Source organism: Pseudomonas sp. TH34 (assembly GCF_016650865.1).
Classification (GTDB): Bacteria; Pseudomonadota; Gammaproteobacteria; order Pseudomonadales; family Pseudomonadaceae; genus Aquipseudomonas; species Aquipseudomonas yamanorum.
On the sequence record NZ_JAEKFB010000035.1, the window covers coordinates 35,391 to 60,951 of the forward strand.

The 25,561-nt window shown below is 61.4% G+C and carries 27 protein-coding genes; 13 read left to right on the forward strand and 14 right to left on the reverse strand.

Translation table 11 applies throughout. The annotated features are described in order from the left end of the window. Positions 1-90: 90 nt before the first annotated feature. Both JFU58_RS29535 and JFU58_RS29540 read right to left on the reverse strand, forming a co-directional pair. Entirely contained in the window at positions 91-498 is a 408-nt protein-coding gene (locus tag JFU58_RS29535) for a response regulator (RefSeq protein WP_017478453.1), read from the reverse strand. A 67-nt stretch (positions 499-565) separates the two neighbouring features. After that, complete coding sequence (locus tag JFU58_RS29540; protein ID WP_063033301.1) at positions 566-757, reverse strand: Flp family type IVb pilin; 192 nt, start codon at positions 755-757, stop codon at positions 566-568. Between the two features lie 315 nt (positions 758-1,072). On the opposite strand from JFU58_RS29540, the gene cpaB reads away from it, so the two are divergent. Genes cpaB through JFU58_RS29580 form a run of 8 tightly spaced genes read left to right on the forward strand, consistent with a single transcriptional unit; the run spans position 1,073 to position 8,519 of the window. Beyond that, complete coding sequence (cpaB, locus tag JFU58_RS29545; protein ID WP_063033302.1) at positions 1,073-2,005, forward strand: Flp pilus assembly protein CpaB; 933 nt, start codon at positions 1,073-1,075, stop codon at positions 2,003-2,005. Between the two features lie 20 nt (positions 2,006-2,025). Further along, positions 2,026-3,249 carry a type II and III secretion system protein family protein gene (locus tag JFU58_RS29550; RefSeq protein ID WP_201142974.1) on the forward strand — a complete coding sequence of 408 codons (1,224 nt, stop codon included), beginning with the start codon at positions 2,026-2,028 and terminating at the stop codon, positions 3,247-3,249. After that, on the forward strand, positions 3,246-4,436 hold the full coding sequence (locus JFU58_RS29555) for a pilus assembly protein (RefSeq protein WP_177025954.1): 1,191 nt from the start codon (positions 3,246-3,248) through the stop codon (positions 4,434-4,436). The genes JFU58_RS29550 and JFU58_RS29555 overlap by 4 nt, the downstream gene beginning before the upstream one ends. Beyond that, positions 4,433-5,704: a CpaF family protein gene (locus JFU58_RS29560; protein WP_063033305.1), complete on the forward strand. Its 1,272-nt coding sequence runs from the start codon at positions 4,433-4,435 to the stop codon at positions 5,702-5,704. Before JFU58_RS29555 ends, JFU58_RS29560 begins: the two co-directional genes overlap by 4 nt. Positions 5,705-5,715: 11 nt before the next feature. Continuing rightward, complete coding sequence (locus tag JFU58_RS29565; RefSeq protein WP_063033306.1) at positions 5,716-6,600, forward strand: type II secretion system F family protein; 885 nt, start codon at positions 5,716-5,718, stop codon at positions 6,598-6,600. A 1-nt stretch (position 6,601) separates the two neighbouring features. Continuing rightward, positions 6,602-7,486: a type II secretion system F family protein gene (locus JFU58_RS29570; RefSeq protein WP_063033307.1), complete on the forward strand. Its 885-nt coding sequence runs from the start codon at positions 6,602-6,604 to the stop codon at positions 7,484-7,486. A gap of 11 nt (positions 7,487-7,497) precedes the next feature. Further along, a complete protein-coding gene (locus JFU58_RS29575; protein ID WP_063033308.1) occupies positions 7,498-8,220 on the forward strand; it encodes a tetratricopeptide repeat protein in 723 nt (240 codons plus the stop codon). A gap of 20 nt (positions 8,221-8,240) precedes the next feature. Further along, entirely contained in the window at positions 8,241-8,519 is a 279-nt protein-coding gene (locus JFU58_RS29580) for a DUF3613 domain-containing protein (RefSeq protein WP_063033309.1), read from the forward strand. Here the strand turns inward: JFU58_RS29580 and JFU58_RS29585 are convergent. Together JFU58_RS29585 and JFU58_RS29590 are read right to left on the reverse strand one after the other, a co-directional pair. After that, positions 8,516-9,304, reverse strand: a complete 789-nt coding sequence (locus JFU58_RS29585) for a response regulator transcription factor (protein WP_063033310.1) — start codon at positions 9,302-9,304, stop codon at positions 8,516-8,518. The genes JFU58_RS29580 and JFU58_RS29585 overlap by 4 nt on opposite strands. A 113-nt stretch (positions 9,305-9,417) precedes the next feature. Then, on the reverse strand, positions 9,418-9,903 hold the full coding sequence (locus JFU58_RS29590; RefSeq protein WP_026078099.1) for a prepilin peptidase: 486 nt from the start codon (positions 9,901-9,903) through the stop codon (positions 9,418-9,420). Between the two features lie 71 nt (positions 9,904-9,974). Here JFU58_RS29590 and JFU58_RS29595 point away from each other — a divergent pair, with 71 nt between their 5' ends. Continuing rightward, positions 9,975-10,415, forward strand: coding sequence for a TadE/TadG family type IV pilus assembly protein (locus JFU58_RS29595; protein ID WP_201142975.1), 441 nt, complete (start codon positions 9,975-9,977; stop codon positions 10,413-10,415). After that, positions 10,412-13,162, forward strand: a complete 2,751-nt coding sequence (locus JFU58_RS29600) for a PAS domain-containing sensor histidine kinase (protein WP_201142976.1) — start codon at positions 10,412-10,414, stop codon at positions 13,160-13,162. The genes JFU58_RS29595 and JFU58_RS29600 overlap by 4 nt, the downstream gene beginning before the upstream one ends. Here the strand turns inward: JFU58_RS29600 and JFU58_RS29605 are convergent. The 5 genes from JFU58_RS29605 to JFU58_RS29625 all read right to left on the reverse strand — a co-directional run bounded on the left by JFU58_RS29605 (position 13,159) and on the right by JFU58_RS29625 (position 17,582). Continuing rightward, positions 13,159-15,168 carry a pilus assembly protein TadG-related protein gene (locus tag JFU58_RS29605; RefSeq protein WP_172834533.1) on the reverse strand — a complete coding sequence of 670 codons (2,010 nt, stop codon included), beginning with the start codon at positions 15,166-15,168 and terminating at the stop codon, positions 13,159-13,161. The genes JFU58_RS29600 and JFU58_RS29605 overlap by 4 nt on opposite strands. A gap of 129 nt (positions 15,169-15,297) precedes the next feature. After that, positions 15,298-15,855 (reverse strand): DUF4136 domain-containing protein, encoded by a 558-nt coding sequence (locus JFU58_RS29610; RefSeq protein WP_063033314.1) that lies wholly within the window; start codon positions 15,853-15,855, stop codon positions 15,298-15,300. A gap of 45 nt (positions 15,856-15,900) precedes the next feature. After that, the gene (locus tag JFU58_RS29615; protein WP_063033315.1) at positions 15,901-16,506 is read right to left on the reverse strand and encodes a DUF4136 domain-containing protein; all 606 of its coding nucleotides are present in this window, start codon (positions 16,504-16,506) and stop codon (positions 15,901-15,903) included. Positions 16,507-16,530: 24 nt separating this feature from the next. Then, positions 16,531-17,280, reverse strand: coding sequence for a methyltransferase domain-containing protein (locus JFU58_RS29620; RefSeq protein WP_003212930.1), 750 nt, complete (start codon positions 17,278-17,280; stop codon positions 16,531-16,533). Further along, the gene (locus JFU58_RS29625) at positions 17,277-17,582 is read right to left on the reverse strand and encodes a MazG-like family protein (RefSeq protein WP_177025949.1); all 306 of its coding nucleotides are present in this window, start codon (positions 17,580-17,582) and stop codon (positions 17,277-17,279) included. Before JFU58_RS29625 ends, JFU58_RS29620 begins: the two co-directional genes overlap by 4 nt. Before the next feature lie 162 nt (positions 17,583-17,744). Here JFU58_RS29625 and JFU58_RS29630 point away from each other — a divergent pair, with 162 nt between their 5' ends. From JFU58_RS29630 to JFU58_RS29640, 3 genes are all read left to right on the forward strand, one after another. Beyond that, positions 17,745-18,035: a hypothetical protein gene (locus JFU58_RS29630; protein ID WP_003212934.1), complete on the forward strand. Its 291-nt coding sequence runs from the start codon at positions 17,745-17,747 to the stop codon at positions 18,033-18,035. Positions 18,036-18,329: 294 nt separating this feature from the next. Then, complete coding sequence (locus JFU58_RS29635; protein WP_201142977.1) at positions 18,330-18,632, forward strand: DUF6124 family protein; 303 nt, start codon at positions 18,330-18,332, stop codon at positions 18,630-18,632. A 164-nt stretch (positions 18,633-18,796) separates the two neighbouring features. Then, positions 18,797-20,143 (forward strand): MATE family efflux transporter, encoded by a 1,347-nt coding sequence (locus JFU58_RS29640; protein ID WP_177025948.1) that lies wholly within the window; start codon positions 18,797-18,799, stop codon positions 20,141-20,143. Here JFU58_RS29640 and JFU58_RS29645 read toward each other — a convergent pair. The 5 genes from JFU58_RS29645 to JFU58_RS29665 all read right to left on the reverse strand — a co-directional run bounded on the left by JFU58_RS29645 (position 20,127) and on the right by JFU58_RS29665 (position 25,449). After that, a complete protein-coding gene (locus JFU58_RS29645) occupies positions 20,127-20,990 on the reverse strand; it encodes an alpha/beta hydrolase (protein WP_201142978.1) in 864 nt (287 codons plus the stop codon). The genes JFU58_RS29640 and JFU58_RS29645 overlap by 17 nt on opposite strands. A gap of 181 nt (positions 20,991-21,171) precedes the next feature. Beyond that, positions 21,172-23,085: an arginine decarboxylase gene (speA, locus tag JFU58_RS29650; RefSeq protein ID WP_017478431.1), complete on the reverse strand. Its 1,914-nt coding sequence runs from the start codon at positions 23,083-23,085 to the stop codon at positions 21,172-21,174. Positions 23,086-23,297: 212 nt separating this feature from the next. Then, a complete protein-coding gene (locus JFU58_RS29655; protein ID WP_177070029.1) occupies positions 23,298-23,669 on the reverse strand; it encodes a translation initiation factor Sui1 in 372 nt (123 codons plus the stop codon). Positions 23,670-23,842: 173 nt separating this feature from the next. Next, positions 23,843-24,379, reverse strand: coding sequence for an NUDIX hydrolase (locus tag JFU58_RS29660; RefSeq protein WP_063034071.1), 537 nt, complete (start codon positions 24,377-24,379; stop codon positions 23,843-23,845). A 2-nt stretch (positions 24,380-24,381) separates the two neighbouring features. Beyond that, positions 24,382-25,449, reverse strand: coding sequence for a DUF2333 family protein (locus JFU58_RS29665; protein WP_063033321.1), 1,068 nt, complete (start codon positions 25,447-25,449; stop codon positions 24,382-24,384). Positions 25,450-25,561 lie beyond the last annotated feature (112 nt).

The following is a 25,561-nucleotide window of genomic DNA, read 5'->3' on the forward strand; positions in this document are numbered from 1 at the left end:
GAGCGAGCTTGCTCGCGAAGAGCGTCCAGACAACGCGGGGAACCAGACTGCCCGCGTTATCGTTGACGTTTTTCGCGAGCAAGCTCGCTCCTACATCAGTCTGATTTTCGGGATGGGGAAGAGGTTGTTGAGGGTGTCGATCAGGCGCACCAGATAGATCGGCTTGCGAAACAGGTCCAGCACCTGCAAGCGCAGCATGTCGCTGACATCATCCATCTCGGCATGGCCAGACATGACGATCACCGGCAGGTGCTGGCGAGCGGTGTGTTCGCGCAGGCGCTTGATCAAGGAAATACCACTCTCCTCGGGCATGCGCAGGTCGGTGATCACCAGGGCGATATCGGGGTGCAGGGTCAGCTCCTGCAAAGCGAAGGTGACCGAGGTGGCGGTAAAACAGACAAAGCCCTCATTCTCCAGCGACTCCGCCAGTTCAATAAGGGCGTCCTCTTCGTCATCCACCAAAAGGATTTGTTGCCGGGGAGACAAAGAGGCGTTCATGGGAAAATGCCTGATACGCAATAGATCATTCAGCGGAACCTGCACGTGCTTGCGCGAGGACCAGGGGTCAGGTGTGAATGGCAGCCTGTATCGCAGTAAAGACGCCGGTTATCGCCGTCCGGATGGGTGTAATAAAAGCAGCCAGCGCCACCGCAACCATCGCCGCTACCAGAGCATACTCGATACCCGACGCGCCCTCTTTCGAATAGAAAAAAACCTGGACTTTGATGAAACCCATGCGAATAAGATCAAGGAACATAATGACTTCTCCTTTGCGCCAACGGCGCTGGTATCGCGGCATCACAAAAATGATTTCGGTGTGCCACTAGAGCATTGTCAACAAACCCCATACCAACAACTGTAAGAACTGATTAATCACAAAGTATTAGTCGGCGGGCTGACGCCAAAAATCCAACTTTTGCAGAGGTTCTGGAGATATTTTTCGCCCGGTAATGGCGTTTTGTCCTAGCTGAACTACCTTCAAATAGCGAAATAGTTAGAAGCTCGAAGCGATCCGAATACGCAGGCATTAGTAGGAAAGCGCAGTGGATGCAGCAGGAAAGGGAGAGCCTTCATGAACAGTCGGATTAGCTTGATCCTCGCCGGGCTGCTATTGGTAGGTGCACTGATTGCAGGCTACTGGGGCCTGGTTCTCAGCCGCCCTGCCCCTGTCCCCCCGCCCGTGGCCCAATCACCTGAAGTGGTGCAGCCCGTCACCGAAGACCAGACACGCCAACCGGTGGTGGTCCTGGCCCATGACGTTGCACCTTTTGTTGAGCTCACCGCCGCCGACCTGGTCCTGGAAAGACTGCGCACCGTACCTGCCGGCAGCCTGACCCGCCTCGACCAGGCCGTGGGCAAAGTTCCTTGGCGGCCGCTGTCGGCCGGTACCTGGCTGACGGAGGAAAGCTTCAACCCCGGCGGCACCCTGGCGCGGATGATCCGTCCCAACGAGCGCGCCCTCGCCGTAGCGGTGGATGAAGTGATCGGTGCCGGCGGGCAACTGACCCCGGGCGACTATGTGGACGTCCTGCTCTTCCTGCGTCAGGAAGGCGGCAACCCGCAGCAGTCTGCACAAGTCATCGTGCCCGCCTTGCGTCTGCTGAGTGTGGGCGACCAATTGGGGCTGACCAACGATGGCCAGCCAGGCTCTGTACCACCGACCACCGCGGATGAAAAACTCAAGGCACAACAGAGTCGTGCCAGCGCACGTACGGTCGTCCTCGCCGTACCGGAGCAGCTCATGAGCCGGCTGATGCTCGCCGCCCAATCCGGCGTATTGCGCCTGGCCGTACGCAGCGCCGACGAACAATTGCTGAGCCAGTACTGGGCCGGTGAAACGGAGTCCGCGATCAACCTGGAAAACACCAAGCGCGATCTCTATCAGTTCAACCAACTGTCCTTCAGCCCGGTGCCCCTCAACAGCATCGGCCCAGCCAATGGCGCTCCAAAACGCTCGGGGGTCGAGGTAATACGCGGCAACCAGGTGACTCAACAAACGCCCTGAAAGAGCTAAGGATGCCTTGAATGAGCAGTCGTTCCGTGTGTTTTTTTTCACGAGTACTCTGGGGTCTCTTCGCCTTGAGCCTGCCTGTCGAGGTGGCGCTGGCGGCGTCCGGCAACTGCACAGGCCTGGGCCAACTGCCGGCGGTACTGGAGGTGGGTGAAGGCGCTCAACAGGCGATCCAATCGCCGGTACCGATTACGCGGCTGGCCATTGGCGATCCAAAAGTGGCCGACGTGCAGGTCAATGGCAACCAGGCGTTCCTGCTCACTGGCGTCGCCTCCGGCACCACCAGCCTGATGGTCTGGACGGCCTGTTCCAGCAGCCCGCGCCAGAGCATGGTGTTCGTCCAGGGCAAGGCCACGTCCGCCCTGACCAGCCTGGCCCTGTCGCCGTCCGATGACCCGACGTTGCCCAGCCAGGTGCAAACCGACATCCGCTTTGTGGAAGTGAGCCGCACCAAACTCAAGGAAGCCAGTACCTCGATCTTTGGCCGGGGCGGCAACTTTTTGTTCGGCGCTCCCAACAATATCGCCAACGCGGCGGCCACGGGATTTCGCGGGCTGCCGGTGAACAATGACACCTTCAACATCGGCTTCGGCGGCGGCCGTGTCTCGGCCATGATCAACGCCCTTGAAAGCAGCGGGTTCGCCTACACCCTGGCCCGTCCGAGCCTGGTGGCGCTCAGCGGGCAAAGTGCGACCTTCCTCGCCGGTGGTGAAGTGCCGATCCCGGTGCCCAGCAGCGGCAGCAACACCATCTCCATCGAATACAAGGAGTTCGGCATCCGCCTGACCCTGACCCCGACCGTCATCGACCATGGGCGAATTTCCCTGAAGGTCGCGCCAGAGGTCAGTGAGCTGGACTACAGCAACGCAGTCACTATCCAGGGTATCTCGGTGCCAGCACTGACGGTCCGGCGCACCGACACCAGCATCTCCCTGGCCGACGGCGAAAGCTTCGTGATCAGCGGCCTGATCAGCACCAACAACACCTCAAGCGTCAGCAAATTCCCCGGCCTGGGGGACATCCCGATCCTCGGTGCGTTCTTTCGCGACTCCAACGTCAGCCGCCAGGAAAAAGAGCTGCTTATGATCGTCACCCCGCACCTGGTACAGCCGCTGGCCGCCAACGCCAAGCTGCCCTCATTGCCGGGTGAAAAACTGCGCAATTACGACCCGAACTGGTACCGCCTGTATTTCCTCGAAAACGGTAATTTCGACCGCCGCAGTGGACTGTCCGAATGAGCGAAAGCCTGAGCCAGACCTTTTTGGCAATTACCCGCAACACCACGGATCTGGAATGGCTTCAGGGGGCGCTTGCGCCCTTGGGACAGGTGGTCAGCGCCGGCGCCGGCAGCCTCGACGAACTGCTGGCACTGGTGGACGTGACGTTTGCCAACCTGGTGTTTATTGGCCTGGACCGTGAACACGTGACCACCCAGTGCGCCCTGATCGAAGGCGCCCTGGAGGCCAAGCCTCTGCTTGCCATCGTGGCCTTGGGCGATGGCATGGACAACCAGCTTGTGCTGAACGCGATGCGTGCCGGTGCGCGGGATTTCGTCGCCTACGGCTCGCGCGCCAGTGAGGTTGCCGGCCTGGTTCGGCGCCTGAGCAAACGCTTGCCGGCCGTTACCCCGAATGCCCACTTGGGCGGGCTGACCGTACTCTACGGCACCCAAGGCAATGCCGACGGTGCGCTGATCGCCAGCCACCTGGCGTTGGTGGTGCAAAAAAGCGGGCAGCAAACGTTGTTGCTCGACCTGGGCCTGCCTCTCGCTGACAGCCTGGCGCTGCTGGGGCTCGAAAGCTCTTTCCATTTCGGCGACGCCCTGCGCCACTTGCGACGCCTGGACTCCACCCTGATCAACAGCGCCTTCACCTCGGCCGAAGCCGGCCTGCGCATTCTCGCCTATCACAATAACGATGAGCCGCTGGACCGCACCAGTGCAGCCGAGCTGTACATGTTGCTCAGTGCCCTGCGCCAGCACTTCCAGCACATCGTGGTGAACCTGACCGGCCAACCCGACAGCGAAGCCTTGCGCACCTTTGTAAGCCATTGCGACAAACTATTGTGGTGTACCGACCAAAGCGTACCGGACTGCCGCCGTAACCTGGCGGTACTCAACCTGTGGCGAGAAAAAGGCATGAAGCTGGACCATGCCCGGCTGCTGGTCGACCGCTACCTCAAAGGTGCCGCCCCCGACTCGGAGGCGCTGGGCAAAAGCTTCGGGCTGGAAGTGATCGCCGTATTGCCCCTGAGCCCGGAAGTTCGCCTGAGTGCCAAAAACCAGGCGCAAACCTTATTCTCACTGGCCCCGCGGGAAAGCCTGACGCAAGCGCTGCGTGCCTTGGGCGAGCGCCTGGCAAAACGCTCCGAAGGCCTGGAAAAACCCTCCACCAACTGGCTTAACCGCCTTCTGAGGACCAAATGAACGGCGAGAAGCTGTTTGGCGTTACCCCGCGCGGTAGCGCCGGCAACACCGATCACGACGGCCTGAAACTGGTGCTGCATCGCTACATCATCGATGCCATCGAAGAGTCGGGAAAAAACCTCCTGGAGAGCTCACGCCAATCCCTGGCGCAGTTCGTGATCGACAAGGTCGCCGAATACATCACACGTATGCACCTGGCGATTTCCCGCTACGAGATGGAACGCCTGGCCGAAGAGATCGTCGATGAACTGACCGGTTTCGGCCCGCTGGAAGTACTGCTGCGGGACCCGACGGTCACTGAGATCCTGGTCAACGGCCCGCACCGGGTGTTCGTCGAGCGCGATGGCCTGCTGCAACAAAGTGATTTGCGCTTCATTGACGACCACCATGTGGAGCGGGTCATGCAGCGCATCCTAGCGCCCCTGGGACGCCGGCTGGATGAGTCGTCGCCGATGGTGGATGCGCGCCTGCCCGATGGCAGCCGGGTCAATGCGATCATCCCGCCGATTGCCCTGGACGGCCCCTGCCTGTCGATTCGAAAGTTTCGCAAAGACATGCTGAAGAGCAGCGACCTGGTAGCCATGCAAACCATCGACCAAGGGATTTTCGAATTCTTCCAGGACGCCGTCGGCAAGCGCTGCAACATCCTGATCAGCGGTGGTACCGGCACCGGTAAAACCACACTGCTGAACATTCTCAGCCAGTTGATCAACCCTCGCGAGCGCCTGGTCACCATCGAAGACGTGGCCGAGTTGCAGCTGGGCCATCCCCACGTCGTGCGCCTGGAAACCCGGCCGCCCAACGCTGAGGGCCATGGTGAGGTGAAAGCCAGTGACTTGATCCGCAACGCCCTGCGGATGCGGCCCGACCGGATCATCCTCGGAGAGATCCGGGGCGTGGAAGTCATCGATGTGTTGACCGCCATGAACACCGGCCACGACGGATCAATGAGTACCGTCCACGCCAACAATGCCCAGGACGCGTTGCTGCGACTGGAAACCCTGGTGGGTCTCACAGGGCGGGTGGTGGCGGAAAAAACCCTGCGGCAAATGATTTGCGCGGCCCTGGATGTCGTGATCCAGCTGACGCGCCTGCCCGATGGCCGCCGCTGTGTCAGCGAAGTGGTGGAAGTGGTGGGCATACGCGAGGACGTGTATGTCACCAATACCCTGTTCCGCCACGACAAGCGCACCGGCTTCGGCTTCCTGCGGGAAGCCGTCAACCCGGCCGGTGACAAGTTGCGCCAAGAAAGTCACCTGCCGGGTTAGGAGGCCATCCCATGATCGGTCCGATTCTGCTTAGCCTGCTCGCCGTGGCCCTTCTGGTGCTGGGGATAGGCCTGATGCGCAACGGTTTGCGCAAGGCCCAGACCGACAGGGTGTTGGAGCGCTTGGCCGAAGGGCAACCCCAGTCCCTGAAAGACAACACAGTAGCCACCCGCCTGGAACGCACCTTTATCCGTGCAGGCCTTGGCAGGCCGACCGAACGCCTGGGCCTGTGGCTGAGCCTTTGGGCCTTCGGTGCCCTGCTGGGGTGGCTGGTAGGCGAGTGGATAGGCCTGTTTGTCATGGTGGCGGCACCGCCCTTGGCACTGCGCCTGTACATCGCCGTACGCTACCAGCGCCGGCTGCGCCGAATGGTCGAGCAACTGCCGCAGTTGCTCGACCACGCAGTGCGCAGCCTCAAATCCGGACGCACCCTGGCGGACGCCATCCTGAGCGGCATCGATGCCAGTGACGACCCGTTGAAAAAATCCATGGGCCGCATCAAGCGCAATGTGCAACTGGGTGTCAGCCTGCCAGAGGCCGCTCATGACTATGCCGAATTTTATGAACAGGATGAACTGCGCCTGTTTGCCCTGGGCCTCAAGGTTAACCACCGCTACGGAGGCAACGCCAGCGAGCTGCTGGAAAACCTGATCAAGATGATTCGCGAGCGCGACCAGGGCGCACGGCAATTACGCGCCATGACGGGTGAAACCCGGGTGACCGCATTGGTGCTCGCAGTGCTGCCGGTGAGTGTTGCGGGCTACTTCCTGATCGTTAATCCGGTGTACCTGATGGCCATGTGGGATGACCACAGCGGCCAACGCCTGATGCTCGGTGCGTTCGCCTTGCAAGTCATCGGCTGCGTGGCGCTGTGGCGCATGTTGCGGAGTATCTGAGATGGCGATAGTGATCAGTGCCGTATTGTTTCTTGCCGCGTTATTGCTGCTGGTGACCAACATCTTGAGCAGTCGTCGTCAGCAACGCCTGGTCACCCAAAGGCTGCAAGGCGAGCCAAGCCGTAACGACAAAATGAGTGAGTGGTTGCACCAACTGGGCAGCACCCGGATCGGCCAGCGCACCGTCAGCCTCGATAACGAAACCCAAACCCTGCTCAACCGCATGGGCTGGAGAAAGGCCAGCCAGCGTTCGATGTTCGCCGCCTGCCAGATCGCTTCGCCGATACTTCTGATGGGCCTGACCGCGCTGGCACTGGAGCTGTTTTTTCCCGGCACCGAGCATGGGTGGGTGATCCCCCTGCTGGCCCTGATCATCGGCTACCTGCTGCCCAAGCGAATCCTGGTTTCACTCGCCAAAAGGCGCCAGGACAAAATCGCCCGGGAAGTGGCAACCTTCATTCCCCTGGTGCGCATTCTGTTTGAGTCAGGCATGGCCGTAGAGCAGGCGCTCAGGGTCATGGCCTACGACGCGCAGAAACTGTTGCCGGTGCTGACCGCCGAACTGCGCCTGGTGCTGGCACGCGTCGATTCCGGGCTGGAGTTGGGCGAGGAGTTGAACAAGGCCAGCGAGATGCTGGCCGTCGATGAGCTCAGCGACACGTGCCTGATCCTCCAGCAACTGCTGCATCAGGGCGGTGGTGCGATGAAGTCCCTGCAGTCGCTCAAGCAACTGCTGGATGACCGGCGCCTGACCCGCTTGCAGGAATACATCTCCAAGATGTCCGCCAAGATGTCCGTGGTGATGATGCTGTTCCTGTTTCCTGCGTTACTGATCGTACTGGCCGGCCCTGGCTTTATCGCCATCGCCAAAGCCTTCGCGCCTTGAGAGGACATGCAATGAAGACATTGATGATCGCCTGCAGCCTGTTGTTGTTAGGCGGTTGTGCCAGCAACGGGCAACTGCCGTGGGCGGGCTTCAGCGCGCAAGGCAGTTGTGCAAAGCCCAACTCCAATCAGGAGTTGTCACTGAACCTGGCCGACGACATGGCCAACGAGGGCAAGCTTCACGCCAGCCTGGCCAACCTGCAAAACCTGCCGGACAACCTGCCCCAGGTACGCCAGCGCCAGGCCAAGGTGTACCGCCTGCTGGGCCGCAGCGAAGCCGAACCGCTGTACCGCAGCCTGCTCGGCACCTGCATGGCCGCCGAAGGCGAGCACGGCCTTGGGCAGCTGGCAGCTGCCAGGGGGGACAACGGCCAAGCCATGGCGCACTTGCAACGCGCGGCCAGGATGTCGCCCACCGACGAGAAAATCCGTAACGACCTGGGTGTTGTGTACCTCAATCAAAGGCGCCTGGAAGACGCACGCTTCGAATTCCTCACAGCCATGGAGCTCAAGCAGAGTGATCAATTGGCGGCCATCAATCTGGTGACGCTGATGATCTATCAGGACAATTGGGAACAAGCCGCACAAGTGGCCAGCCGCATGGGCCTGAGCCCGGAACAAGTGACGCAAGCCCAAGCCCGGGCGCAGCAACTCAAGGCACCGGCCTCACCGGCGACACCACCCAAAGACCAGGTCGCAACCGTAAGCGACGCACTGCAAGCGCCGGTCAAATAGGTTTGAAGGGAGTACACAGGATGAAACTCACACGGCTCGCCACTCTGCTGTTCGCCAGCCTGCCGCTGACGGCGCTGGCTATTGAACCAGGACCTTCCTCGCCACAGCAAAAACAGACCGAAGGCTGGCTGCAACTGCAAGTCAGCGGCGAACAAGCATCCACCCACCTGCAAAAGGCCACGCCCGCTGAACGTGACCTGACCATGCAACGCCTGCTGGAGAGTTACAAACACCCTATTCCTGAGTATTACGACCAGAAACAGGGCGGCAACACCCCAGGCGGCGGCAGCAGTAACTAGTGGGCAGTCACGCGCTGGCGTGCCGGTGAGTTATTCGGCGATAGCGCCAGCGCCAACTGGGTGCGGTTGTGCATATGGGTCAGGCGCAGCACCTGGGACACGTAGAGTTTCACCGTGTTTTCGGTGATGCCCAGCTCACAGGCAATCTGATAGTTGGTCTGGCCCTTGCCTACCAGCCTGGCGACATCCAACTGGCGTGGGGACAACTGATTGAAGATCGCCGGTATTTCAACGCGGTCAGTGTCGCTGACTTCGCCATCGGCTTCATTCGACAGGGTCGACTGCGGGCTGCTGCGCACCTTGTCGAGGTCATGATAAAGATCGTCGATGGACGCCGAGAGAAACTGCAGCTTCTGGTTCAGATGCCCCAGGTCGAGGTTTTTCTGCCGGTCTTGCAGCGCCACAACCTGGCGTTGCAACCCTTCAAGCAATTCGCCCAGATTGATTGGCTTCTGGTAGTAATCGGCAATCCCGGCACGCAGGGCCTTGATCACGTCTTGCTTGTCCGCACGCCCCGTCAACATGATGGCCTCAAACACCCGTTGCTTGCCGGCCAGACGTTGCAGGGCCTGGACCAGTTCGATGCCATCCATGTCCGGCATATGCAGATCGCACAGCACCAGGCCGATCTCGGCATCGTCGCGAAAACGCTCGATGGCTTGCTGGCTGGAGGCACAAGGGACGCAACGGTAACCGTTGCTTTCAAGAAATTCGCAAAGCTCTTCCACGATCAGGGGCTGATCATCGACAACGAGCACTTTCACTTCAGAGGTAAGCTTGTTCACGCGCTACTCCATGCCTGGGCAAGCCAAAGACCGACCGATCCATTCCGACCACTTTCCTATACAACATACCCATAAACGTAGACGTACTTTCCTACTATGTACATAGCGATAGCCTACGTGGCGACTAATGGGATCCAAAGCCAGGCCAGGCAAAACCCGACCCATAAAAACGGCACGAACGGCTGTCTGGCCGAGCGTTCCGGATGCAGGTACTGCAAGGTGTTCTTAAGCCCTTGATTCATCAGCGGCCACAGCCTGGGGGCCAGCAGCAGCCAAGCCGCGCTGGCGAGGCCTGCGCCGATGAAAGTGCCCAATACGTAGAGGTAGTTGGTCGCCAGCCCCAATGCTGCGATCAACTTCACGTCACCGGCCCCCAGACGGCCCAGCGCGTAACCCGGCAGGGTAAACAACAGCGCCAGGGCAAATGCCCCGCCACCCTCGGCGGCAGGCGCGCCGAGCCAGGTGGTACCGCTCCAGAGCAGGTAAACCAGCGCCAGCAAGCCTGCGCCGAGGGTCAAGCGGTTGGAGATCTGACGTAGACGGATATCTTGCACAGCGCACAGCGCCAGCCAAACGAATAGGACGAGGCTTTGAATCACGTAAAAAAAATCCCTTTTTGCTGATTGATTCTATGCTGATATCAGGTAGTGGTAGTCAGGGTAGACGAGTCATGAAAAAAGGCCTCCCTAGAAAGCAAAAAGGTGCCGCCGCGCTGGAGTTCGCGATGGTCTTCATGATTTTTTTTGCCGTGTTTTATGGTCTGGTCAGCTACAGCCTGCCGTTACTGTTGATGCAGTCCTTTACCCAAGCCGCCGCTGAAGGCGTAAGGCGTAGCGTCGCGCTGGACCCCTCCACGCCTAACTACATAACGGCACTGCCCAATCAGGCCGTCGCCGCGGCGCAGGCACAATTGTCCTGGATCCCCTCGTCGTTCAAGTTCCTGCCCACGTATGTCACGGCAACCTATAGCGCGAGCTCGCTGCTGACGGTGCAAATCAACTATCCAACGTCCAGCCTTCAGAACGTGTTGCCGTTTCTGGTACTGCCAGGCTTTGGGACCGTCCCCGCCCTGCCTCCCACGCTTTCGGCCCAATCGAGCATGCAGTTTTGACCTCAGGGGATAAATTGTTCGGCCGCCTGCTCGGCCGTGGCAACCACCTGGATGCGGACGCGCCGGCAGCACTGCCCACCACCGCCGCCCTGTTGTTCTACCTGGACGCCCAAGGCCGCGTGCTGGACATCCAGGGCCCGCTGCGCCATCGGCTGGAACAGCCCGCCGCGCAACCGCACCAGCCTGCCTTGCTGCTCGAATACCTCACGCCGATGAGCAGCCTGGTGATTGAAGGCACGCCCGGCGACTGGCAGGGGCAAAGCCTGGACCTGGAGTTCAAAGGGCTTGCCGGGCAAACCCTGCATACCCGCGGCTGGGTTCAACCCGAGGGCAAGGCTTGGCTCCTTCAATTGCTGGACATTGGCGACCTGATTGCCCATCGCCAACTGACTCAGCGACGCGAACACAATCAGCGCGTAAACGACCAGATCAGCGAGCAACTACGGGTCTGCAGCCTGACGCGCCTGCCCGAGGTGCTGCAAGACACTCTCCAGACCATCTCCCAGCACTGGCACGTCCCCTGCACTGCGATTGCCTTGCTGGACGAGCAGGGCCAGGAGTGGTGTATCCAGGGCTGTTACACATCCCACGACGCTCCGGCACTTTGGAGCAACGGGCAAGCCCTGGGCGCCAGCCTCGACAGCCTGGGCGGTACAGCGCCGGTGAGCCTGGGGGTAAACCGAGGCCACAGCGACCACCCGCGCCTGCAAGGGCTGTTTGGCAATACCGATGGTTTTCTGGTGCCCTATCACGATGGTCATGGCGTGGGTGCATGGTTGCTGTGCGGCCTTTATAGCCGCCAGGAACACACCAGCGACCGTGACTGGCTGCAACTGACCGCCGCCCTCGCCGCACCGTTGCTCGGCCGCCTGCGCGAACAGCACCATCAGCAGCAACTGGAGCGCCTCGACGCCCTGCAGGGACTGCTCGGCACCGGCTGGTGGGAACTGCCCCCCCACAGTGAGGACATTGAACTCGCCCCGCAGTTGCTGCACACCCTCAACCACGGCGAGTCCACCACACGGCTCTCGTTGCCGATGTGGCTCAAGCTGATTCACCCTGCCGACCGGGAAGAGCTCGCCAGCCGCCTGCAAGACCTCAAGACCCTGGGCAAGCCGCTATCCACCAGCGTTCGCCTGCAACCTACCGACCCGACGCAAAACCCCATCTGGTACCGCGTACAGGGGCAAGCGCTGGGCTCGGGCGGGCACCGCCGCCTGGTGGGCTTCATGCTCGACATCAGCGATATAAAAAACCAGGCTCAACAGGCCGCCGCCGCCCACGCACGCCTGGACAACCTGATCGCCAGCTCCCCGGCCGTGATCTACGTGCAGCGCTACGTCGAAGGCACGCTGCAACCGGTGTTCTTCAGCGACAGCCTGCTGCCGCTGCTGGGCCGCACCCTGGCCGACTTCACCCCGGCGACGCTGAACCAATGGATCCACCCCGAAGACCGCGACCTCTACTTCGACCGTACCCGCCGACTGCTGCGCGAAGGCAACGTGCGCAGTCGCTACCGAGTGCTCGACAAACAGGGCGATTACCACTGGCTGCTGGATGAAGCCCGACTGCTACGCGACGATCTCGGGTTGCCCGTGGAAGCCGTGGGCCTGTGGCTGGATGTGACCGAGACGACCCTGGCGGCGCAACGGGTCAAGGAAAGCGAGGAACGCTATCGAATCCTGGTGGAAGACTCCCCTGCGATGATCTGCCGTTACCGCCCGGACCTGACCCTGACCTTCGGTAATACCCCCCTGGCCAACTACATGGAGTGCCTGCCTGAACAACTGCCGGGCATGAACCTCAGCCAGTGGTTGTCCGAAGAACAACGCGAGGCATTTGTGCAGCGCATCCGGCAGTTGACCCCGGAGTTCCCCGTGAGCACCGCCGAAATCAGCCTGCAATTGCCGGGGCGCACACATGCCTGGTGGGTGTGGTCGGACCGGGGCGTATTCGACGAACAGGGCCAGTTGCAGGAAGTGCAGGCCGTGGGCCGCGACAACACCGAAGTGCGCCGCTCCCAGCAGCAACTGACCCAAAGCGCCAAAATGGCCACCCTCGGCGAAATGGCCACCGGCCTGGCCCACGAGATCAACCAGCCGCTGAATGTGATGCGCATGGCCATCGTCAACGTGCTCAAGCGCTTGAGCAACGGTGATGCACAGATCGACTACCTGACGGAAAAACTCCAGCGCATCGACTCCCAGGTCCAGCGAGCCGCCCGCGTGGTGGATCATATGCGCGTGTTCGGCCGCCGCTCTGAAGTCGAACAACAGCCCTTCAACCCGGCGCAGGCGGTGGAAGGCACCTTGTCGCTGCTCACTGAAGGCCTGCGTGGCAAAGGCATAGAACTGCGGGTGACGCAGACGGACATTGCGGTGCAGGTCAAAGGCTACGTCGACCAGTTGGAGCAGGTGCTGATCAACCTGATGGTCAACGCCCGCGATGCTCTGCTGAGCAAGCGCGAACACGACCGCGACCTGCGGCCGTGGATCTCGGTGCAGATCGAACACGACAGCCGTCACGTGCGCATCTGGGTCGAGGACAACGGCGGCGGGATTGACCCACGGCTGCTGGAGCGGATTTTCGAACCGTTCTTCACCACCAAGCCGATTGGCGTGGGCACCGGCCTGGGGTTATCAGTGAGCTATGGCATTGTCGAGAACATGGGCGGCCGGTTGAGCGTCGCCAACAGTGAACATGGGGCGAAGTTTTGTGTGGAGTTGCCGGTGGTGAGCGAGGTTTAGATCACCAGATACGCATTACCCGAGTGGCAACTGAGGTTGGCGCCCACGCCGACCTGGTTAAGGTCGACTCCCAGCCCCAGCAACAAGGTATTCACCAACGAATTGATCAAGGGTATCAGCGTGGCATTCAACACGTTGAGCAACGCCGTGGTCACGCCGCTTAAAACCGATCCAAGGCCGCCGATCAGGTTGCCCAGCAGGTTCGCGTTGCCGGGGGTAGGCCCGTACATATTCAGGTTAAGCCCGGCCGTCACGCCGTTCACCGGATCGGTCAGGCCGCTGACGATATTGGTGGTGCTGTAGCTGGAGTAATACGGTGGCTGGGAAATCTCCGGCAAATTCGGCGATTGGTAGGTGTAGGGAATGTTGTAGGTACCGCCTGCCGAAATATTGGCCGATAACCCCAACCCTCCGCCTACGCCCATCACCACCGGATTGCAGAACACAATTAATGTGCAGGTCTTCGTACCGATATCGACGATCTTCAACGGCGTCACCACCACCGTAGGGGGTGTAGGGCCAGTCCCGAAAACGCTGCTGCTGGCAATCTGGCCCATCCGCAGATTGACCAGTGATGTGTTGGTGGCCGTGGTCAGGGTTTTAGTGGTCGGGCTGGCGCAGCTGTAACCGGTGACCCAACTGGCGGCACTCGCCGCATCCAGCTCGATATCGATACCCACCGGCGGCGGCAGCACTTGCAACACCGGCGAAGTACACGAGATCGCACAGGTCAACGAATTGATCACCCCGACCAGGTTCAGGCTGAGCAGCGCGTCCAACGTACCCAGCAGCGGGCTCACCAACCCGGTCACCGCGTTAGTCAGCGTGGAGACGGTGTTGAGTATCGGCAGGTTAACCGACAGCTTCGTGCGTAACTGAGCCGTTTGTACGTAAATCCGGTTTGGGCCCGTCATGGGATTCTGCCCGGCCGCCGTGGCAAGCGCCGGGTTACCGATGGCCGACAGCTGTGGCGGCTGCAACACCTGGACGCTGGCAGTGATTTGCGCCACCCCCGGCAAGTTGATAGGGAAACTGGCCACCAGGCCGTTTTGCTTGTTGGCCAATTGCACGAACCCCTGAATCAGGTCGAACACCCGCATGTTGACCGCCAGGGCGGCGACGCTGGCACCACTCTCCACCGACAGCACATTGCCCAGCACCACCGTGGTCGCACCCGCTGCGACTTTCAGGGCCTGCAGGCTGGCAATGGTCGCAGTGGCCGACAATGTATGCGTGGGGTCCAGCACATTGATTGCCGACTGAATCAGTTGGCCAACCGCGATGGTGTTGCCCAGTACCTGTGTATAACCACCGGCCGTCAGCCCCAGGTCGAGCTTCAGTTGGTTCAGGTAACTCAGCAAAGAAATATTGGTGTTGATCAGGCCGTTCCAGCCCGCCACCGAGAGATTCACGGCGCCGCCCAACAATCCGCCGGTCAGCGCGTTAAGCAGGGGCGCGTTGTTCGTATCCACGACCAACGCCGTGCTGCGAATGGTCAATGACGCCAGCGGCGGCCCCAGTGCGGCGACCGCCACTGCATTCACCGTCGTCTGCGCGGTCACCGCAGTACCGTTGACCATGTTCCATATGCCGCCGGCGACGCTGGTCGCCACGGTCTCGGAGGCTACCACCTGAATCGCATCGTTTTTAGTGGCGTTGGCGCTGAAGACCCGCTGATTGCTGGCATTGGTCACCAACGTGCCGCAGGTGACCGCCAGTGCCCGGGTGTTGGCGACAATCGTGAAGCCATTGCGCGTGGCGTTCTGCGTGGCGTAATCGTTGGCCGTGGTGCTCGGTGCGCATTGCCCGCCACGATTGGCAGCCTCCAGGGCTGCCGTATCGGCCACGGACTGCAACTTGCGCTTTTCCAGGTACAGGCGACTGCTATCGATAACCAGCAACAGGAATACCAAGGCGATGCCCAGGGTCACGGCCGCAATCAAGCCAATCGCACCACGCTGCCTTGCATACCCGGGCAGGCGACCGGAACGAAGTCGAAGAGACATCGAGCACTCCTTTGCCGGCAGATTGCCGAGCGCTTACTCTCCTGTGTTGCCTGGGAGTGTAGTCAAGAGCGGCGGGGGCTGCAGGCCAGTCGCCATAGATCGGCGACTGGCGGAGGGCTGATCAAGCAATTAATGAGGCGGGTAGTTGGACAGCACCTTGGTCACCGTGGCACGAATAGCGGCACTACGGTCCCGTGGCTCGGGCGAGCTGGCGAGGATTTGCTCATCGCTGCCACGCCACACCAGTTTGCCGTCCTTGCCGTCGAGCAAGTCGATCTGGATGGTGGCGACCTTGTAGGTAATGTTGCGGGTTTCGTTATACATCGGCGCGCCCCAATAACCATTCCACGGGCCACCCCAGGCGCCGCCGTAGTTGGTGGTGACTTGTTGCTGGCGGTCTTCGACGATCAGGTAGGTCTGCACATTCAGGTCAGCCTTGGTACCCGGCGCCGCAGGGCGCAGGCCACGCTGGTCGAGTTGCTCGCCCACGGCCTGGCGGATGCGCTGTTCGGTGAGGTCACTCTTGATCCGCGGGTCATCCGGGCGGTATTGCAGCGCGGGTTCTTTCCAACTCCAACTGCGGTACGCGCCAAAGTCCCGGCTGGCGTCGAAATCATGGTTGACCTGGCTGGTCTGGCAACCGCCCAGCAACACAACAACAGCAAGTGCAGCAATACGACGAAGCATGGTTGTTCTCCAAAAGACGATCCGGGCCTGAGATGAGAATAGCTGCTAACTGGGTGGGTAGGCAGTCATTGCCTTTTGCATCGCCTCACGCAGGGAATCGGCGCGTTCGCTGAGGCTGCCCTGGCTCGTGGTTTCGGCGCTGGTGCTCCAGACCGGCTGGCGGGTACGCGCGTCGAACAAGCTGATGCGCGCCACCGCCACTGTCACTTCATAGGTGCGTACCACCGGCACGCTGTTGTACATGCCGTAGCCGTTGCCGTAGCGGTTATAGCCGCCGTAACCGTAGCCATAGTCGTCCTGAACCTGGCGCAGGCGCTTTTCCAGGCGCACATCGGCGCTCACCAGCAGGTCGGGGGCGCGGTTGTCATGCAAAGGGCGCAGGCCGCGCTGGTCGAGGGCGCCGCTGACGGCCTCGGCGATCTGCGCCGAATCGGCCCAGGCCGAACCCGCCGGCAGTTGGTTGTTGAGCCAGGCCCAACTGCGATAGGCGCCATAGTCGCGCACCGGCGCAGGGTAGGCGCTGGCATCAAAGGTGTTGGCCGCCTGGGCAGGGGCCGGCGGCATCGGGGCGGATGCCGCCACATACGGGTTGGGGCTTTGGCAACCCGCCAGGCCCAGGCCCAGCAGGATCAGTCCAAGACAGCGCTTCATTTCGACCTCCGCAGACTGGGCCGCTTAAACCGGACGGCAGATCCAGTGCAAATAACGCCCAAGTCCGGCAAAGCTTGGGTGACGACGATGTGCGAGCTCCATCTCCAACAAATCCAGCAACTCGGCGCGGGCCTGGAATTCCACCGGCATATAGTCGTGGAACACCCGCACGCCACTTTGGGTTTCGACCTGCCACAGGCCCTCTAGTTGCGTCGCCAACTCCCGTGGGTCCAGGGGTTGCTGCGGCGTGAGGCTCTGCTTTTCGCCGGCCATGTCGTTCTTGCGCATTTTGCGGAAGTGGCCTTTGAGCAGGTTGCGGTAAATCAACGCATCGCGATTGTAGAACGCCAGGGACAGCCAGCCACCGGGCGCCGTCAACTGGTGCAGCACCGGCAGGATCGCGTGGGGTTCGGCCAGCCATTCCAGCACGGCGTGGCACAGCACCAGGTCGTAGGGTTCGGTGAGCTGGCCGAGCAGGTCTTGCCAGGGTGCCTGAATGAAGGTGGCGGTCTGCCCGGCTTCGGCAAAACGCTGGCGGGCGCCTTCGAGCATCGGCTCAGCGGGTTCGGCCAGGGTCACGTCGTGGCCGCGTTCGGCCAGCCACAGTGACATATGGCCCAGGCCGGCACCGATATCCAGTACCCGCAGCGGACGATCCGGCAGCGCTTCAATCAGGTCGGCCTGGAGCACCGCCAGGCGAATCGCGCCCTTGGCACCGCCATAGATCTTCTCGGCGAAACGGGTGGCAAGCTGGTCGAAATGACGGTCACTCATTTGGCAAACCGCCGTTCGCTGTCGGCCAGTTTGGCCTGTACCACCTGATTCATGTCCAACCCCAATTCGCTGCACAACAGCAGCAGGTACAGCACAATGTCGCCCACTTCCTGGCCGGCGTGGGCGAGTTTGTCGGCGGGCAACTGGCGCGACTGGTCTTCGCTCAGCCACTGGAATATCTCCACCAGCTCGGCCATTTCAACGCTGGCGGCCATCGCCAGGTTCTTGGGGCTGTGGAACTGCTTCCAGTCGTTGGTATCGCGGATGCGGTGCAGGCGTTCGGTGAGGTGGTCGAGATTCATGGGGGGCTCCTGAAGGTGTATAGCTTCGGGCGCAAGCCGCGCGAAGGCAAGTGAATCCCTGCGGCCCGTAAACCTCTATGCTAGAAGGGAACTAGCTTGGGCCAATAACGAACAAAGGCTCAGGTTCGGCAGCTACGCCCACCGTCTTATCAGGACACACACATGCAAACAGATTTTTTCGGATGGCTGGGTCTCAAGATCGGCCAGATCATCCACTTTATCGTCGAGTTGTTCAGCGGGCTGTTCAACACCCTGTCCCACGCGGGCGGCGACTTTGTCGACGGGCTGTCCAGATCCTTAGGGATGGACACCTCGATCATCAGCATCCTCATGCTGATTATCGGCTTGATGCTGCTGTACTCGGCGGTGCGCGCGTTTATGCGGGCTTCAATCATCATGGGGATTATCTGGTTGATGCTCGGGCTCTGGGTGCTCAGTTGGGTGGTGCATTAATAAAGGGCCAGCAAGGCAAATCCCTTTAATTTGAGGGACGTTTCCGAGACAATCTTTCAGCCTTGTGCCTGCCCGGACCGGTGGCTAGTCTTCGCTCCTTCACTGCCTATCAGTGATCGGGTTTAGTCGCCCGGAATTAGTGAGCGCAAGTTGTCGCCATGCTTCATGGCGGCTGTGCGCAGGGCACCTTCGGGTGCGCCGGGTTCCACTAGCCGGTCGACTAACCTGCGTACAGCCGCCACCCTCGTTTAGTCGCGCGGGTGTCAGCTCCTTACCTACTAGTGGAGTTACACCATGCATAAGCTCGTCCCCGATCCACCCTGCGACCTCCTCAACGACCGCGCCGCCTTCAATCGCGCCCTCGAACACTACCTGCCCTCGCAGGGTTTCCACACCATCAACGAAGACCTGAGCTTCGAAGATTCCCTGCTCTACACCGCCAGCCTGCTGAGCAGCGCCTCGGCGACTGCGCTTGATTGCGGCGAGCTGCTGGAGAGTCCACAGCGAGCGAAGATCCTGGCGGTTTGGCACTTGCTGGAAATTGCCAAGACCACTGTCGACCGCTCCATCGAATGCCTGCACCCGCGCAAAACCTGACACTACGCGGTCAAAACTGTGGGAGCGGGCTTGCTCGCGAAAGCGGTGGATCAGCCAATACATCCGGCGACTGACACACCGCTTTCGCGAGCAAGCCCGCTCCCACATTGGCCCTGCGGCGCAGCTAATGGACAGTTACACTACCGCTCCCCAAAGGAGCCCGCATGACTTCCCTGCTAACCGACTGGCGCGACCGCCCCACCCACCGCCGCGTGTGGGCCCTCGCCGCGCCGATGATTTTGTCGAACATCTCCGTACCACTGGTAGCGCTGGTGGACAGCATGGTCATCGGCCACCTGCCCCACGCCCATCAACTCGGTGCCGTGGCCGTCGGGGCCAGCCTGTACACCTTCCTCGCCTGGGCCATGGGCTTCCTGCGCATGGGCTCCACCGGTTTTGCCGCCCAGGCTGCCGGGCGCGATGACGGCGCGGCGCTGAGGCAGATTCTGTTGCAAGGACTGCTGCTGGCGCTGGGCCTGGCGATGTTGCTCGGCAGCATCGGCATTCCGTTAAGCGGCCTGGTGCTGGACTGGATGCAGCCCTCCCCCGAGCTGAACCAGCTGACCCGGGAATTCTTCCACACCCGCCTCTTCGGCCTGCCCGCAGCGCTGGCCAGCTACGCGCTGGTAGGCTGGTTCCTCGGCACCCAGAACGCCCGCGCGCCGCTGGCGATTCTGCTGACCACCAACCTGGTGAACATCGCCCTCAACCTGTGGTTCGTCCTGGGTCTGGATTGGGGCGTGGTCGGCTCCGCCCGCGCCTCGGTGATCGCCGAATGGACCGGCGCCCTCCTCGGACTGGCCCTCACCCAAAAAGCCCTGCGCGCCTACCCCGGCCATATCGCCTGGGCCGCGCTCAAGCTGTGGCAAAGCTGGCGCCCGCTGCTGGCAGTGAACCGCGATATCTTCATTCGCAGCCTGGCCCTGCAATCAGTGTTTTTCATGATCACCGTGCAAGGCGCCAGATTGGGTGATGCGACGGTGGCGGCGAACGCGCTGCTGCTGAATGGTCTGTTGCTGACGGCTCACGCCCTGGACGGACTGGCCCACGCCGTGGAAGCCTTGTGCGGCCACGCCATCGGCGCCCACGACCGCCAGGCCTTGCGCCGCTCGCTGGTGGTGGCCTGTGGTTGGTCGTTGCTGGCTAGTATCGGCTTCGCAATCCTGTTCGCCGTGTTCGGCCACCTGTTTATCGCCATGCAAACCGACATCCCAAGCGTGCGCGAAACCGCCGACATCTACCTGCCCTACCTCGCCGTGCTGCCGTTGATCGCCGTGTGGAGCTACCTGCTGGACGGCCTGTTCATCGGCGCCACCCGCGCCCGGGAAATGCGCAATGGCATGCTGCTGACGGTGGTAATTGTGCTGCCCTTCGCCTGGGCCTTGCAGGGCCTTGGCAACCACGGTTTGTGGATAACCTTCCTGCTGTTCATGGCCCTGCGCAGCCTCACGCTGTGGGCAATTGCCTGGCGCCTGAACAAACAGGACCGCTGGCTCACTGGCCCGGCGTGAACTTGATAAACGCCGCGACCCGGTCCAACACGGGCGCCAGCCAGCGCAGTGGCCGGGACATGGACGCCACCAATGTGGCGTGGCTGGTTTTGGTGAAGTAGAACTCTTCCACTGGCACACCCGCCGCCCGCAGCTTGTTCGCCAACCCGCCGGTATTACGCTTGGGGTTGACCAGGTTGTCGTCCACCGAAGCAATCAACAGGCTCGGCGGCGCGTCATGGCTGACGTGGTTGATGGGTTGGGAATCGGGTGGCGAATCCGGGAAGAAGAACACCGGGCGCACCTCGCGGTTTTCAATCGGCAGGAAGTCGTACGGCCCGGCGAGGCCGATCCATCCCTTGAAGACTGACGGCGACAGGCCGACCCCGGCCAGCCACTGCGGGTCCAGCGCCAGCATTGCCGCGTTATAGGCACCGGAACTGTGGCCCATCACATACAGCTTGCGGGGATCGCCGCCGTACTCGGCACTGTGCTGATGCGCCCACGCAACTGCTTGGGCGCCGTCCTGCAAAAACAGTGGGTAGCGCACTCGTGGGTAAAGCCGGTAGTCGGCGATCACCACCACGATGCCGCGCGAAGCCAGGGCTTCGCCGACGAAACCGTAGTCATCCTTTGAGCCGCTGTTCCAGCTGCCGCCATAGAAAAACACCACGACGGGCGCGTCGGGCAAGGCGGTGACGGGGCGGTAGACATCGAGTTTCTGGCGGGGGTCATCGCCGTAGGCGATGGAGGAGGTTTTGGTGAAGGTGCTGGTGGGGGTGAGTGCGTTGAGCACTTTGATCGGGGAGCAGGCTGCGAGCAGAGTCGCGATGGCCAGGGTGAACACTTGCAGGAGCTTTTTCGACATTATTCAGGCCCTATAAAAACTGCAGGACTTGCGGCGATCCAAATGTGGGAGCGGGCTTGCTCGCGAAGGCGGTGTATCAGTCTGCACATGTATTGACTGACACACCGCCTTCGCGAGCAAGCCCGCTCCCACACTGGATCTCTGTCACGTTGAGATCTTAGTCAGCCTGGGAGCGGTGTACTTACGAGGACAGGTACGACGAACGCGTCAAACCAAGACGCAACGCATCCAGGAACTGAGTCCGCTCCGCCGCCGTGATCTTCGCGCTGGCGCACTTGTCACGGTAGTGAGTCATCAACTCCTCCGGCGACAAGTGCACGTAGCGCAGCATGTCTTCGATGGTGTCGTGGGTCTCGATCCCGGCGCTGTACACCGAACCGTCTTCGCGCTGGTAGATGTTCACCGAGTCGGTGTCACCGAACAGGTTGTGCATGTCGCCAAGGATTTCCTGGTAGGCGCCCACCAGGAAGATCCCCAGCAGGTAGTCCTCACCTTCTTTCACGGCGTGCACCGGCAGGCTGGTCTCGATGCTTTGCTCGTCGACGTACTGCTTGATCTTGCCGTCGGAGTCGCAGGTCAGGTCCTGCAGCACCGCACGGCGCAGCGGCTCTTCGTCGAGGCGATGCAGCGGCAGGATCGGCAGCACCTGGCCGATGGCCCAGGTGTCCGGCAGGCTCTGGAATACCGAGAAGTTGCAGATGTACTTGTCGGCCAGCTTGTCGTTGAGTTCGTCCAGCACCTGGCGGTGGGAACGCTGGCGGGCTTTCAACGAGTCGTGCAGGCGGCGGCAGACGGCGAAGTAGCACTGCTCGGCCAGGGCTTTTTCTGCCAGGGTGATCTTGCCGTCGGCGTACTGGGTGGCCACGTCGCTCATGTAGTGAGTGGCGCGCCAGTAGGTTTCGGTGACCATTTCAATGTCGGTCGGACCCAGCAGGTCCACCAGCCATTGCACGGTTTCCGGCAGGCTTTCCTTGTTCTCGATCAGCGGCACGTCGTCGTTGTGTTTCTCGACGTCGGTGACTTGCACCACCAGCATGGCGTGGTGGGCGGTCAGGGAACGGCCGCTCTCGGAGAAAATGTGCGGATGCGGCAGGCTTTGCGCGTCGCAGAATTCCTTGAGCATGCCCACGACCACGCCGGCGTAGTCGTCCATGTCGTAGTTGATGGAGCTGGCGTTACGCGAGTGGGTACCGTCGTAGTCCACGCCCAGGCCGCCGCCCACGTCGATGTGGTCAACCGGCAGGCCGAGGTTGCGCAGTTCGCCGTAGTAACGAATGGCTTCCTTGAACCCGTGCTGGTAGTCGGCCAGGTTGGCGATCTGCGAACCCATGTGGAAGTGCAGCAGGCGGATGCCCTGGTCCAGGCCCGCCGCGCGGAAGCGCTCGACCACCGACAGCAGTTGCGCCGCCGACAGACCGAATTTGGATTTCTCGCCACCGGTGTCTGCCCACTTGCTCGACGCCAGGGACGACAGGCGCACCCGCAGGCCCACCTGTGGCTTGACCTTGAGGTTGGCGGCTTCTTCGATCACCAGGCCGACTTCGGATTCTTTCTCGATCACGATAAACACGTTGTGGCCGAGCTTCTGGCCCATCAGCGCAAGGCGGATGAACTCACGGTCTTTGTAACCGTTGCAGACGATGGTGCCACCTTTCGGGGCCAGGGCCAGCACGGCCAGCAGCTCAGGCTTGGAGCCGGCTTCCAGGCCGATGGACACGTCCTGGGTGGCGATGATGTTCTCGATCACCGCTTCCTGCTGGTTCACCTTGATCGGGTACAGCGCGGTGTATTGGCTCTGGTATTCCAGGCGCTCGATATTAGAGTCGAAGGCACCGGTCAGCTGGCGCACGCGGTCTTGCAGGATGTCGGGGAAGCGCACCAACAACGGCAGGGACAGGCCGCTTTTGCGCAGCTCGTCGACTTGCTCGTACAGGTCGACAGGCGTGCTGTTCGGGCCGTTCGGACGGACTTCAACGCGACCGGCATCATTGATCGCGAAATACCCGGCCCCCCAATGGCGAATCCCGTAAACACTGCGGCTGTCCGCAACTGTCCATTGGCTGCCATCGTCTTTGCGTGTGCGTCGTACGGACATCGAAGTCCCCTATAAATGAAGTCGAAGTGCACCAGCCTGATCAGAGGCTGGCGCAGTCTAAAGAATGAAAATGACGATTTGCCTGTGAGAGGGGTAGACCCCACTTGCAGGACAGAGTTTAGACACCGGTCAGGAACAGGCTCTGTGAAAACCATGGAGACGACAGTTCGCGTTCAGCAAGCGGGTCATCGGGGTGGTTTTCACAGAGGCTGCTAGCCGCCGGATTTCTTCGCCTTGTAACCCAGCTTGATCAGCTCGGCCAACAGCAACTCGACGTGGTCGCCCTGAATCTCGATGATGCCGTCTTTCAAGGCACCCCCGGTGCCACAGCGCTTTTTCAGCGTCGTGGCCAACGCCTTCAGGGCGTCTTCGGCCAGGGGCACGCCGGTGATGGTGGTCACCGTCTTGCCGCCACGGCCCTTGCTCTCGCGACGGACGCGGGCAATACCATCGCCTTCGGGAATCAGGGTTGTTTTGCAGGTACACGCGTCCACGGGCTGGCGACAGTCCGGGCAGTGTCGACCTGCGTCGGTGGAAAATACCAGGCCACCAAGGGCGGCGAAGGATGCGGCTTTTTTGGCCACCGGCAATCCTCTTGGGAGGACAAAGACTGATCGATGGGGTCATCGACCGCGAAGCCCCACTCAGGCAGGGGCAGCGCTACTGAACCGCGAGAGCGGTTCAGCCTGAAAAGTCGCGCAGTGTAACGGCAAAAAGGCCCCTTGCTAAGAGCCAAATGGCGCCAATTTATGCAACTTTAGCGACGCAGGGCCAAATAACGACGCAAGCCTTCCTGGGCATCCGGGCAATAGGGCTTTTGCTCGGCCTCCTCCAGCACCGTCGCCAGGGGCAGAAAGCGCGCCTCCATGACTTCTTCCGGCTGGATCCGAAGGGGCCCGTCCCATACGGCCGAGAACGAGGTGCACCAGAGCCGGCTGTCGCCGTCTTCGAAGTAGAAGTGATCGTGGGCGGTCAGTTCGACGCCGCTGACACCCAGTTCCTCTTCCAGCTCACGGGCCGCCGATTCGGCGTAGGACTCGTGGGCCGCCACCATTCCGCCCGCCGCCGTGTCCCAGAACCCCGGGTACATGGCTTTGCTCAGGGTGCGCCGGTGCACACACAGCTCACCGGCAGAGTTGAACAGGAAGATAAAGGTGCAGCGCCCGATCAGCCCGCGCTGGCGCAGGTCGGAGCGCACCAGGCTGCCGAGCAGGTTGTCCTGCTCGTCGACCCAGGCAATCAGTTCGGCGTCGGAGGCGGCGCGGTGCGCAGCCTCCCTGGTGGAAGCGTCCATCATCAACCCTGGTTCAGGAGCTGACGCAAGTCGATCACTGCAGCGTTGGCCCGGGAAATATAGTTGGCCATCACCAGCGAATGGTTGGCCAGGATGCCAAAACCACTGCCGTTGAGAATCATCGGGCTCCACACGGGTTCCTGCGAAGCTTCCAGCTCACGAATGATCTGGCGCACGCTGACGGTGGCGTTCTTCTTGGCCAGCACATCAGCGAAGTCGACTTCGATGGCGCGCAGCAGGTGGGACAGGGCCCATGCCTGGCCGCGGGCTTCGTAGAACACGTTGTCGATCTGCATCCATGGGGTTTCCACCACTTCTTCATCGACCTGCGGCACTTCACCCGGGGCCAGCGCTTCGGTTTTCAGCGCGGTGTTGAGCTTGACCCGACCCACACTGGCCGACAGCCGTTGCGACAGCGAACCCAAACGGGTCGCCACATCACCCAGCCAGTTGTTCAGGTTGTCGGCACGGGCATAGAACAGCGCGCCGCGCTGATTCGGGTCAGACAAACGCGCTTCGTAGCGGCTCAGGGAATTGATGCCTTCCTGGTATTCCGACTCGCTGGACGGCAGCACCCAGCTCTTGTTGTCGAAGTTGAAGCGCGGCTCGGCCTTGGCCAGGTCCGCGTCTTCCGCCGACTGCGACTGGGAACGGGCGAAGTCTTTGCGCAAGGCACGGGTCAAGTCACGTACCTGCACCAGCACGCCGTATTCCCAGCTCGGCATGTTGTCCATCCACAGGCCTGGCGGGAAACGGTCGTTGGAAATGTAGCCACCCGGCTTGTTCAGCAGGGTGCCTACCACGGTCTTGAGGGTTTCGACGGTGGTAAAGCCCACCACCATCTGCTTGCCATCCTTCTCGGCGGCAATTTGCGCATTCTGCTGGACCGGGAACAACGCAGGCTCTTCGCTCCAGTACCAACCCAGGGCACCGGTGACCAACAGGTACAACGCAACCAGCGAGAGCAACGCGCGGCTCATCAGCAGGTTACGGAAATAGCTGCGGGGGGCCGACTTGGTTTCAGGGGCCGGGCCCTTTGCACTGCCTGCGCGGTTTTTCCAGTCCAGCATGGCGATATCCTTTCAATCACTTGAGTTCAATAGCTACGACCACAACCCTGCCCCATCGTGCCGAGCAGTGCGGCGCTTTTAGCCAGGGTGGCGCGAGTACGCGGTTCGACTA